This is a genomic window from Polaromonas sp. SP1 (assembly GCF_003711205.1).
GTDB lineage: Bacteria > Pseudomonadota > Gammaproteobacteria > Burkholderiales > Burkholderiaceae_C > Polaromonas.
The window spans coordinates 4,021,051-4,032,988 of sequence record NZ_CP031013.1; the positions used below are offsets into that span (position 1 = coordinate 4,021,051).

At 67.8% G+C, this 11,938-nt stretch carries 9 protein-coding genes and 1 pseudogene; all 10 read right to left on the bottom strand.

Annotated features, from left to right (window positions below; genetic code table 11):
- Positions 1–16: 16 nt before the first annotated feature.
- Positions 17–3,838 (bottom strand): cobaltochelatase subunit CobN, encoded by a 3,822-nt coding sequence (gene cobN, locus DT070_RS18925; protein WP_122956794.1) that lies wholly within the window; start codon positions 3,836–3,838, stop codon positions 17–19.
- A 16-nt stretch (positions 3,839–3,854) separates the two neighbouring features.
- Positions 3,855–4,916, bottom strand: a complete 1,062-nt coding sequence (gene cobW / locus DT070_RS18930; RefSeq protein WP_122956795.1) for a cobalamin biosynthesis protein CobW — start codon at positions 4,914–4,916, stop codon at positions 3,855–3,857.
- Positions 4,917–4,938: 22 nt separating this feature from the next.
- Positions 4,939–5,808 (bottom strand): ABC transporter substrate-binding protein, encoded by an 870-nt coding sequence (locus DT070_RS18935; protein ID WP_122956796.1) that lies wholly within the window; start codon positions 5,806–5,808, stop codon positions 4,939–4,941.
- Between the two features lie 4 nt (positions 5,809–5,812).
- Positions 5,813–6,382: a cob(I)yrinic acid a,c-diamide adenosyltransferase gene (gene cobO, locus DT070_RS18940; protein ID WP_122957497.1), complete on the bottom strand. Its 570-nt coding sequence runs from the start codon at positions 6,380–6,382 to the stop codon at positions 5,813–5,815.
- A gap of 27 nt (positions 6,383–6,409) precedes the next feature.
- Positions 6,410–7,195 (bottom strand): annotated as a pseudogene (locus DT070_RS18945) (ABC transporter ATP-binding protein); the annotation flags it as partial.
- Entirely contained in the window at positions 7,192–8,283 is a 1,092-nt protein-coding gene (locus DT070_RS18950; RefSeq protein ID WP_122956797.1) for an iron ABC transporter permease, read from the bottom strand. The gene DT070_RS18950 and the pseudogene DT070_RS18945, both read right to left, overlap by 4 nt.
- Positions 8,280–9,164: an ABC transporter substrate-binding protein gene (locus DT070_RS18955; RefSeq protein ID WP_369973889.1), complete on the bottom strand. Its 885-nt coding sequence runs from the start codon at positions 9,162–9,164 to the stop codon at positions 8,280–8,282. Before DT070_RS18955 ends, DT070_RS18950 begins: the two co-directional genes overlap by 4 nt.
- Positions 9,161–9,748 (bottom strand): bifunctional adenosylcobinamide kinase/adenosylcobinamide-phosphate guanylyltransferase, encoded by a 588-nt coding sequence (gene cobU, locus DT070_RS18960; RefSeq protein ID WP_122956798.1) that lies wholly within the window; start codon positions 9,746–9,748, stop codon positions 9,161–9,163. The genes DT070_RS18955 and cobU overlap by 4 nt, the downstream gene beginning before the upstream one ends.
- Positions 9,745–10,593 (bottom strand): ABC transporter substrate-binding protein, encoded by an 849-nt coding sequence (locus tag DT070_RS18965; protein ID WP_122956799.1) that lies wholly within the window; start codon positions 10,591–10,593, stop codon positions 9,745–9,747. Before DT070_RS18965 ends, cobU begins: the two co-directional genes overlap by 4 nt.
- A complete protein-coding gene (locus DT070_RS18970; RefSeq protein ID WP_122957499.1) occupies positions 10,590–11,930 on the bottom strand; it encodes a cobyrinate a,c-diamide synthase in 1,341 nt (446 codons plus the stop codon). The genes DT070_RS18965 and DT070_RS18970 overlap by 4 nt, the downstream gene beginning before the upstream one ends.
- Positions 11,931–11,938: the final 8 nt, after the last annotated feature.

Sequence of the window (11,938 nt, forward strand, 5' to 3'; positions counted from 1 at the left end):
GTGCTCATGGAAATGCTCATACCAAGGGTCCTTCTCCGTGTTCTTCAAGCCGGCGCTCCAGCGCCAGCAAATGGTCTTCAATGCGCTCGCGGTGGTCGCCCGGCGCCTCCCAGAGGCCGCGGTGCATGGCTTCGAGCAGGCGCTCGCCGATGCTGCGCAGGGCGCCAGGGTTGTGTTGCTGCAGGAAGGCGCGGTTGATGTCGTCGTGCAGGTAGGCCTCGGCAACCAGCGCGTACTGGTGGTCGCCCACCACGCCGGTGGTGGCGTCAAACGCAACCAGGTAGTCGACCGTAGCCGCCATTTCAAACGCGCCCTTGTAGCCGTGGCGGCGCACACCCTCCAGCCACTTGGGGTTAACGGCGCGCGAACGCACCACGCGCGCCACTTCTTCCCCCAGCGTGCGGATGCGCGGCGCGCCCGGCACGCTGAAGTCGCCGTGGTACAGCGCGGCCGGCGCGCCGGCCAGGTGCTCCACCGCCACCGCCATGCCGCCCTGGAACTGGTAGTAGTCGTCCGAATCGAGCACATCGTGCTCGCGGTTGTCCTGGTTGTGCAGCACCGCGTCCAGGCCGGCCAGGCGCTGCTCAAACCTTTCGCGCGCGGGCGCACCGTGTTCGCCCTGGCCGTAGGCAAAGGCCCCGGCACGCAAGTAGGCCTGGGCCAAATCCGCGCCATTATTCCAGCGGCCGCTGGCCATGACTTCCTGCAGCCCGGCGCCATAGCCGCCGGGGCGTGGGCCAAACACGCGCCAGGTGGCTTCGCGCTGGGCCGCCTCGGCGCTGAGCCCCTTGGCCTGCGCCTCGGCCGCTTCGCGCCGCACGCGGGCGCGGATGGGGTTCACGTCGTCGGGCTCGTCCTCTTCGCTGATCGCGGCCACGGCACGCACGGCGGTGTCAAACAGGTCAATCACATTGGGAAAAGCATCGCGGAAGAAACCCGACACGCGCAGCGTCACGTCCACGCGGGGCCGGTTCCGGATGGCCATGGGCAACACTTCAATGTCTGTCACCCGGCTGCTGCCGTCGGCCCATTTGGGCCGCACACCCAGCAAGGCAAAGGCCTGGGCGATGTCTTCGCCGCCGGTGCGCATGGTGCTGGTGCCCCAGACCGACAGGCCCAGGCAACGCAGCATCTCGCCGTGGTCTTGCAGGTGGCGCTCAATCACGCGCTCGGCGGCGGCCGCGCCCATGGCATAAGCGGTCTGAGTCGGCACGGCGCGCGTGTCGACCGAATAAAAGTTGCGGCCTGTGGGCAGCACATCGGGCCGGCCGCGCGACGGCGCACCGCTCGGGCCGGCAGGCACAAACTGGCCCGACAAGCCGCGCAGGCACTGCGCAATCTCTTGCGGCCCGCAAGCGTCCAGGCGTGGGCGCAGTACAGCGCGCATGCGCTGCAGCACCGGGGCGGTGTGCGGCCAATCGGCGGCATTCCATGGCGCATCGGCCACCACATGGTCGGCCACGAGTTTTCGCGCCAACAGTTCCAGCCGTTCCCGTGTATGGCCGGCGTGGCGCCAGGCCTCGCCGCTGACTTCCTGCAACACGGCCGGGTAAGGCCCATTCCACGACGCGGCCCATTCCGGGCTCAGCGCGCTAAAGCCCTCCACACCGTCCAGCTGTAAATCCTGCGCCAGCGCCACCAGCAGGCTGCGCTGCCCGGCCGCCGTGCCGCCGGGAAAGCGCGCCAGTGCGACCAGCGTGTCGACCTGCTGGCGGCCCTGCGGCGAACTGCCCAGGATGTGCAGGCCGTCGCGGATTTGCGATTCCTTGATCTCGCACAAATAAGCATCCAGCCGCTGCAGCAGCGCGTTGCGTGCCGCCTCGTCGGCGGGTTTGGCAAAACCCAGCTCGGCGTGCAGGCCTTCGCTGAGCACGCGCTCCAGGATGTCTTCACGCAGGCGCTGCGCGCGCCGCGGGTCCAGCGACAGGGCTTCGTAGTACTCGTCCATCTGCCGCTCGAGCTTTTGCAGCGGGCCGTAGGTTTCGGCGCGGGTCAGGGCCGGCATCAGGTGGTCGATGATGACGGCCTGCGTGCGGCGCTTGGCCTGGCTGCCCTCACCGGGGTCGTTGACGATAAACGGGTAGAGGTGCGGCAAGGGGCCGAGGATGGCGTCGGGCCAGCAGGCCGCGCCCAGTGCCACACTTTTGCCGGGCAGCCATTCGAGGTTGCCGTGTTTGCCCACATGCACCACCGCATCAACCGAAAAGCTGCGGCGCAGCCAGAAATAAAACGCCAGGTAGTTGTGCGTGGGCACCAGGTCAGCATCGTGGTAGGTCGCCACCAGGTCCAGGTCGCGGCCACGTGCGGGCTGTATGCCGACAAACACGTTGCCATACATCTGGCCGGACACCATGAAGCGGCCGCTGCGCACCATGGGATCCTGTTCCGGTGCACCCCACAGCGCCTTGACGGCGTCGCGGCTGGCTGCGTCCAGCCGGTTGAAATCTTGCAGGTAGTCGGCCATCGCCAGGCTTTGGCCCGCGGGCCGGCCGTCGTTGGCGTCCAGGTTGTTGGTAACGCCGGCTACCAGCGCGGCAATCAAGGCATCACCGCCGCCCGGCAATTCGCCCGTGGCGTAGCCTGCGTCCTGCATGGCACGCAGAAGCGCCACGGTAGAGGCCGGCGTATCCAGGCCCACGCCATTGGCCAGGCGTGCATCGTCGTTCGGGTAGTTGGCCAGGATCAGCGCCACCCGCTTGCCGGCGTTGGGCTTGCCGCGCAGCACACACCAGCGTCGCGCCAGCTCGGCCACAAAAGCCATGCGTTCGGGTTCGGGCTGGTAACGCACCACGTCTACTTCGGTGCGCTCATCGCGCCAGGCCAGGCCCTTGAAGCTGATGGCGCGGGTGCCGATGCGGCCGTCGACCTCGGGCAACACCACCTGCATCGCCAGGTCGCGCGGCGCCAGGCCATGCGGGTCGGCCTGCCACTGATCTTGCGAACAACCGGCGGTGATGAGTTGCAGCACCGGCGCGTCGCCGGCCAGCGGCGCCATCTGCGCGCCTTCGACGCTGTCGACGTCATCGCCGTCGAGCGCGCTCATGGCAAAGCTGGTGGCGTTGAGCACCACACCCACCTGGTGCTGCACGGCGAGCGATTGCAGCAGTGTCAGGCTGGCCGGGTTCTTTAGCGAGTCCACGGCCACTGCCACAGTATTGAGACCCACGTCACTGAGCGCGGCAAGCATGGCATCAAACACGGGCGTGTTGCCGGCCTGCACGTGGGCGCGGTAGAACACGAGCATGGCTACCGGTGCGCCTTCTTTCCATGGCGCATGGGCAGCCTGCGGCTGGTAGACCATGGCCGGCGGCAGGGCCACGGGCGGCGCGGGGCGTAGGCCCAAGCCAAACGCGGAGTGGCCAATCAGCTCAAAGAAATTGCGGGCGTTGTCACGGCCGCCTTCACGCAGGCAGCGCCAGAGCTGACGGCAATCCTCCTGCGGGGCGGTGCTGCGCAGCAGCAGTTGCAGGTCTTCACTGGCATCGCCCGAAAACAAGGCCAGCCACTGGCCGCGCGCACGGGCCAGCTCGCGCACCTGCTCCACCACATAGGCCCAGTCGCTGGCACTGCCGAGGTGGTCAATCACCACCACGCGCGCATGCTGCAACACGTCGTCCACATACATGTCGGCCGATGCCGGCTGGCGCAGCCACATCAGGTTGGCCAGGCGCACCGTGGGGAAATCCGCGCCCAACTCCCCCGCCGCATCGGCCAGCAGGGCCAGCGTGGTGTCGGCCGCGCTGAGCACCACGATGTCGCCCGGCGTTTGCGCCACACGCACCACGCCCTGGCCACCGTCTTCAACGTGGCCGCCCGGGCGGGTGGAGAGCAGATGCATGGCGTGTTCTTTATCGTTACGCCGTGACAGGCGTCGCCAGTGCGGCGCTCAGTTCAGCTTGAAGCACAGCCGCATCGAGTTCAGAACCAATCAGCACCAGCCGCGATTGCCGCGCCTCATCGGCACGCCACGGGCGGTCAAAGTAACTGTCAAAGCGCGTCCCCACGCCCTGCACCACCAGGCGCATGGCCACACCGGGCAAGGCGACAAAGCCCTTGGCGCGGTAAATCTCGTGGCGCTCGACCACGCCGCGCAGTGCGGCCAGCAGCGCGTCGCGGCCGGGCACATCGAGCGTGACCTGCACCGAATCAAAGGCGTCATGGTCGTGGTCTTCTTCCTCGTCGTGGTGGGTCTTGCGCTGGTCGATCACGTCTTCCACCGCGCGCTCCAGGCCCAGCAGCACGCCGATGTCGATGCGGCCATGCTGCGCATGCACCAGCTTCACACCGGGTGCGGTTTCTAAACGAATGGCGGCTTCCACATCCGTCAACTGGACGGCGGTCAAACCGTCGGTCTTGTGCACCACCACCAGGTCGGCTGTGGCGAGCTGGTCTTCAAACAGCTCGTGAAGCGGCGAATCGTGGTCCAGGTTGTCGTCGGCGCGGCGTTGGGCGTCAACAGCGACCGGGTCGTCGGCAAAGTCGCCGGCCGCAACGGCAGGCGCGTCCACCACCGTCACCACCGCATCCACGGTGAAGGTGTTGCGCAGCGTGGGCCACTGGAAGGCCTGCACCAGCGGCTTGGGCAGGGCCAGGCCTGAGGTCTCGATGATGAGGTGGTCGATCTGGTCGCGGCGTGCGGCCAGCTTTTCCATCACCGGCGCAAACTCTTCCTGCACGGTGCAGCACAGGCAGCCGTTGGCCAGCTCATAGAGCTGTCCATTTTCTTCACCGTTCTCATCACAGCCAATGCCGCAGCCGCGCAGCAATTCTCCGTCGATGCCGAGTTCGCCGAACTCGTTGACGATGACGGCGATGCGGCGGCCCTGCGCATTGGCCAGCAGGTGGCGCAACAGCGTGGTCTTGCCGCTGCCCAGAAAACCGGTGACGATGGTGGCGGGAATTTTTCGGGTTTGCATAAGGGTGTCCTGGTTGGAAAAGTTAACGGGGCGGCAGCGCGCTCAGGCACTCCACCAGCATTTGCGCGGCCTCGCCCAGGCGCGGGCCGGGGCGCGACAGCAAATCCATGCGCTCGGTGTCCAGCAGGCACAGCTGCTGGCGGCGCACGGCGGGCAGCGCGCCCCAGCCTGGACGGTCTGCCACATTGGCCAAGGTGGCGCGCGGGCCGATGATGATGTCTGGCGGGCGGCGCAGCAGCAGCTCGGGGTTGATGCGGGGGAACAGGCCTAGCTCGCCGCTGACCACATTGACCAGTCCCAGCCTGGCGACCGTCTCGCCGATAAAACTTTTTTCACTGGCCGCAGACGACCCCGCCCCCACTTCGACATAGACGGTGCGCCCGCGCAAGGCAGCGGGCATTCGGGCGGCCGCTGCGTCCATTTCGGCATCCATGCGGGCGATCAGCTCTGCAGCACGGGCCGGCTCGCCCAGGGTGTCGCCCAGCTTGAGCAGCATGCGTTTCAAATCGGCATGCGTTCGGGCATCGAAGGTCATCACCGGCACGCCCAGGGCCTGAAGGCGTTCACCCGCACGGCTGCGCGGGCCCAGCAAAACCATATTGGGCCGCAGCGTGACGATGCGTTCGATCTGCGCGTCTTCCAGGCCACCCACCTTGGGCAAGATTTGCACCGAGCCGGGCCAGGTGGAATGGCGGTCGGTGCCGACGAGCTGGGCGCAGCGGCCCAGCGCGCACACGGCTTCGGTCAGGGACGGCGACATCGTGACGATGCGCGACACCGGCTGCACGCCCTGCGCCACCGCGAAGCTCGAAAACAAGCCCAGCGCCGCCATCGACGACACCGAAGGCAGCATGCGCAATGCAGTACGCGAGGCGACAAGCGTGGGAGTCATATCTCTAATCTTCGATGCCACGTTGGGCTGGCACGCCCGCTTTGAAATGGTGTTTGATGAGCGTCATCTCCGTCACCGTATCCGCCAGCTCCACCAGCTCATTCGGCGCATTGCGGCCGGTCAGCACCACATGCACATGCGCCGGGCGTTCGCGCAGGCAGGTCAGCACGGTTTCCAGCGGAATCCAGCCGTAGCGCAACGGGTACATGATTTCATCCAGCACCACCATGAAGTGCTCGCCGGCGCGAATCGTCGCTTCGGCCTTGGCCCAACCATCGAGCGCCAGCTGGGCCGAGTGATCCAGGTCGCGGCTCTTCCAGCTGAAGCCGTCGCCCAGGCCTTCGATGGGAATGCCCAATTGCTCGAACAGGCGGTGCTCACCAAAACGCGCGGTGGGTACCTTCATGAACTGGTAGACCTTGACGGCCTTGCCGCGGCCGTGGGCGCGCAGGGCCAGGCCGAAGGCGGCCGTGCTCTTGCCCTTGCCGTGGCCCGTGTTGATCATGACCAGGCCGCGGCGCTCGGCCGTGGGAATGACACGTTCGTAATCGACGGGTGGGGTTTCAATTTGCATGGGGGCCTTCTTTGCAGGGGTGTTGACTTTGGGCAGCGCGATCCACTGCCCTTGCAGGGGGTGGACGGCAATGCGCCCGTCGAAGACGTCTTCCAGGGCCCGGTGCGTGGCCGGCTCGGCGCAGGCGCCCTGGTGGGTGATGCGGCCGCCCGCCATCACCACCATGGTGTCGGCCTGCAGCGCCATGGTGATCTCATGCAGCACGCTGACGACGGTCTTGCCCTCAGCCACCAGCGCACGCACCACATCCAGCCAGTCGGCCTGGTGCGGCGGGTCCAGGTTGGCCAGGGGTTCGTCCATCAGCAGCACCTGGGCCCGCACCGCAAGGGCCCGTGCCAGCAGCACGCGCTGGCGCTCGCCGCCCGAAAGCTGCCCCAGGGCGCGCTCGCGCCAGTCCCAGGCGCGGGTGGCGCGCAGCGCCTGCTCTACCGCCGCATGGTCGGCGGCGCTGGGCGGCGCCAGCCAGGCCTGGTGCGGCAGGCGGCCCAGCATGGCGACGTCCCACACCGTCAAGTCATCGGCCGAGGTTTCGTTCTGGCCCAGCCAGGCCAGCTGGCGCGCGCGTTCACGGTGCGGCAGGTTTTGCATGGGCTGGCCCAGCAAGGTGACGCTGCCGCTGTGCGGCAACACGCCCGCCAGCGCCCTGAGCAAGGTGGACTTGCCCGCGCCATTGGGGCCGACGATGCTGGTCCAGCGCCCGGCCGCAATGTCCAGGCTGATGCCGTGCAGCACCGCCTGCTTTTGCAAGCCATTTCCGAGGCTGGCACTGATGGCGCTTGCGCCTATAGCTATTGATTTGATAGCAACGCTCATGCCGCGCGCCCTCCGCCCAGGTTGCTGCTCCGGTGCATCAGCCACAGCAAATAGCCGCCGCCCAGAACCGCGGTGAGCATGCCCACGGGCAGCTCCTGCGGCGCAATCAGCCAGCGCGCCAGCGTGTCGGCCGCCATGAGCAGCACGCCACCCATCAGGCTGGACAGCAGCATCAGGTGGGCGTGCGTGGTCTTGACCACCGAACGCACCAGGTGCGGCGCAGCCAGGCCGACAAAGGCGATCAGCCCGGTTTGCGCCACGGCCGTGCCCGTGGCCAGCGCCAGCACCGCCACCAGCGCCGCGCGCATGGGCGCCACCGGCAGGCCCAGGCTGATGGCCGTGGCATCGCCCAGGCTCAGGCCGTCCAGCACACGCGCCAGCAGCCACGCCGCCAGCACGCACACGCACCAGACGCTGGCCATCAGCACGCAGGATGTCCAGCCGACAAAGGCCGTCGAGCCCAGCATGAAGGCCTGCATGGCCTGCAGCGACTCCGGCGAGAACAGCAGCACCAGGTGCGTCATGGCGCCCAGCACCACGCCCACCACCACGCCGGCCAGCAGCAGGCGCAGGGTGTGGCCCACACCGCGCGACAACACGAGCGTGAGCATCACTGCCAGCACCGCGCCCAGAAACGCCGCGCCCGTCAGGCCCAGGCGCACCCAGAGCGCGCTGGAGAACACGCTGACGGCCACGCCGCCATTCATCATGCTTCCCCCTATCGATCCTCCCAACATGCCCGCGCCGCCGCCCAGGGCGGCCAGCGCCAGCGCCACACCCAGCGAAGCGCCCGATGCGCTGCCCAGCAAATACGGGTCGGCCAGCGGGTTGCGAAACAGGCCCTGCGCCACCGCGCCGGCCAGGCCCAGCAAGGCGCCGGCGGCCCAGGCGCCCAGCGTGCGCGGCAGGCGGATTTGCCAGACGATTTGCTGCGCCATCGCGGTTTGCGGCGGGTCCAGCGCGGGGTTGAGCAGCGGGCCGATCAAATTCTCCAGCCCGGCGCTGCCCACGCAGATGCCCAGCACGACGAGCGCCAGCGCACCCAGCACACCGGCCCACACCAGCCACCACACGCGGGCCTGCATCATGGCTTGGCCTCCGCGGTGGATTTGGGTGCTTTGCCGGCGATGCACGTGGCCATCAGGCGCGCAGCCTCGGCCATGCGCGGGCCCGGGCGCACCAGCACATTGGCCTCTTCCGTCGGAAAGATGCAGACGCGTTGTTCACGCAGCGCGCGAATGCTCTGCCAGCCAGGCCGCGCCTGCAGGCCGTCGGCACTGCGCTGGCCGATCATGATCAGGTCGGGGTTGGCGCGCACGATGAACTCGGGGTTGAGCTTGGGAAAGGGCCCGAGCCTGGCCGGCACGATGTTTTTCACGCCCAGGCGCGTCAGCGTCTCGCCGATAAAAGACGCCTCGCTGGCCGCATACGGCCCCTGGTTGACTTCAAAGTAGACCCGCGTGCCGCGCACGCCGGGCGGCAGCGACTGGGCCGCGGCCGAAACGCCGGCATCAATCGAGCGCCAGATGCGCGCGGCGTCGCGCACCTCGAGCAACTGGCCGAGCTTGAGCATCACGCGCTGCACATCGGCGTGGCTCCTGGGCTCCAGCGCCACCACCTTGATGCCCAGCGCCTGCAGCCGGTCGGCCGCGCGTGACGACGTCGCCAGCAGCACCACATCGGGCTTGAGGGCCACCATGCTTTCGATGTTGGGGTCCAGCCCGCCGCCGACCTGGGGCAGCTTTTGCACGCTGGCCGGGAAGTTGGAATAGCGGTCCACCCCGACCAGGCGCTGGCACTGGCCGAGCTCGCACACCGTTTCGGTCAATGAAGGCAGCAGGCTGATGATGCGCTGCGGCGCCTGGGCCAGCGTGACGGTCACGCCGCGGTCGTCGGTGATTTGCAGCGCGCGGGCCGGCGCCGTGGCGGCCAGGCACAGCAGCAGGAAAAGAAAGACGATGCGGTTCACGAAGGGGCTTTCAGGATGAGCGGCAAACCCGCCGCCATCAGGGTGACACGTTCACAGGCGCCGGCGACCTGCTGGTTGAGCAGGCCCAGGGCGTCGACAAAGGCGCGGGTTTCACGGCCCAGCGGGATGACACCCAGGCCGATCTCGTTGCCGACCAGGACAACGGGGCCGGGCGCAGCCTCGATTGCTCTCAAAATCATAGCGGTATGTGTAGATGCAACCTGGGCTGGAGACTGATTTGACTCATAACCCGGGGCGGGCATGAGCAGGTTGGTCAACCAGAGCGTCAGGCAGTCGACCAGCACCAAAGTGTGGGCTGCGCTGTGCCGGGTGATCGCCTGGGCCAGCTCCAGCGGCTCTTCCACCGTGGCCATGCCGGGCACGCGCTCGGCCCGGTCCTGCTGGTGGCGCCGGATGCGTTCGCGCATTTCGTCGTCCCACGGGCGGGCCGTCGCGACCATCACGGCGCGGTGCTGCGGCGACTGCGCCAGCCACTGCTGGGCCAGTTGTTCGCCGCGGCGCGACTTGCCGCTTTTCTGGCCGCCGAGGATGAGCTCGCTTTTGGCAATCGTCATCGTGCTCATGATTCGGACGCTCCGGCTTGGTCAGAATCCATCCACTTCAGGATGATCTGGTGCATCCTGGCCACGCCGTCCGTCAGTGCGGCGGGGCCGGGCTGCAGGATGTCGGGGGACTTGATTTCAAACAGTTGCTGGTGGCGCACCGCATTCACCGCATCCCAGCCTTCACGCGCCACCACGTTCTCGGGCCGGAATTTTTTGCCGCACCAGGAGCCCAGGATGATGTCCGGGTTGCGGCGGACGATTTCGGCGCCGTCGGCAATGATGCGGTTCTTGCCCAGCGATTCGGCGGCGAGCTCGGGGAAACAATCGTCGCCCCCCGCGATGCCGATCAGCTCCGACACCCAGCGGATCGCGCTGATGTGCGGGTTGTCCCATTCCTCAAAATACACCTTGGGCCGGCGTGCACCGCCGGCAAGCTTGCTTGCGACGGCCGCTTGCATGGCGCGCAAATCAGCCTGTATCTGTGCAATGCGCCGGGCGCCCTGCTCCGCCTCGCCGACCATGGCGGCCAGCTGGTACAGCATGGAGAAAATTTCGGCCACGCTGCGCTGGTTGAAGATGGTGACTTGCACACCGCGCTTGACCAGGTCCGAGGCAATGTCGGCCTGCAGATCCGAAAAACCCAGCACGCAATCGGGCTGCAGTTCCATGATCTTCTCGATCTTCGCGCTCAGGAAGGCGCTGACGCGCGGCTTCTCGTCGCGCGCGCGTTTGGGGCGTACGGTGTAACCCGAGATGCCCACAATGCGCTGCTGCTGGCCCAGCAGGTAGAGCCATTCGGTGGTCTCCTCGGTCAGGCAGACGATGCGCTGCGGGCCGGGCTGGTAGTGCAGCAAGTCCGTCATGCCATCACCTCCGCAGGTGCGGTGAACAGCTCCGCCACCGCTTCGGGGCAGGAGGGAAACCAGGCGTGGAAGTAGCTGGCGCGCACCGCACGCTGCTGCCACACGGCCTCGCCCACATCCGGCGCAGGCGCGGTGCCCGGCCGCGAGGTGCGGGCCACAGGCTGCAGCGGCGTGGCCGTGGTCGAGTAATGGAAGGTGTGGCCGCGGACAGTGCCGCCGGCCAGTGGCAACTGCTGCGGGCCCAGGCCGGCCAGCAGCTTTTGCATGGTCACCTCGCCGGGAAGCACACCCCATTGCGCATGACGCTGGCCGTCGAGCGTGACCAGCGTGTCGAACAGCGCCATCATGCCGCCGCACTCGGCCCACACCGGTTTGCCTGCGGCGATGTGCGCGGCCAGGCTGTCCCGCATCGCGGTGTTGGACGCAATCGTCTCTGCATGCAGTTCGGGGTAGCCGCCGGGAATCCACAGCGCGTCGCACCGGGGCACGGCCGCATCCGCCAGCGGCGAGAAAAACACCAGCCCGGCCCCCAGCGCACGCAAGGTGTCGAGGTTGGCTTCATAGATAAAGCAGAAAGCGGCGTCGCGCGCGATGGCGATTGTCTTTCCCTGAAGCGCTGGCGCCAAGGGAGCAGAAGCTTCAGGCGCCGCGAAGTCCACCGCCCAGCGCTGCAAATCGTCCAGGCTCATCTGGCCCAGCGGCGTGTCGGCCAGCGCATCGGCTGCGGCGTCCAGCCGCTCCATGGCATCGGTCACTTCGCCTGCCACCGTCAGGCCCAGGTGGCGCTTGGGCAGGCTCATGGCGGCATTGCGCAGCACCGCACCCAGCCATTGGCCGGGCGCCACGCTGGCCTGCAGCATGCCCGCATGGCGCGCATTGGCCACACGATTGGCCAGCACCCCGGCCCAGGGCATGTCGGGCCGGTAGTGCTGCAAGCCGAACGCCAGCGCGCCGAAGGTGGCCACCATGGCCGACGCATCCACCACGGCCAGCACCGGCAAGCCGAATCGCTGCGCCAGGTCCGCCGCACTGGGCTCGCCGTCAAACAGGCCCATCACGCCTTCCACAATGATCAGGTCGGCCTCTTGTGCCGCCGCATGCAGGCGCGCACTGCAATCGGCCTGGCCGGTCATCCACAGGTCCATCTGGTACACCGGCGCACCGCTGGCCAGGGCGTGCCAGCATGGGTCCAGGAAGTCCGGCCCGCACTTGAACACCCGCACCCGCCGCCCCTGCCGTGCATGCAGCCGCGCCAGGGCGCACGCCACCGTCGTCTTGCCCTGACCGGAAGCCGGGGCGGCGATGAGGATGGCGGGGCAGCGGGAGGGGTTGGTCATCTGGAATT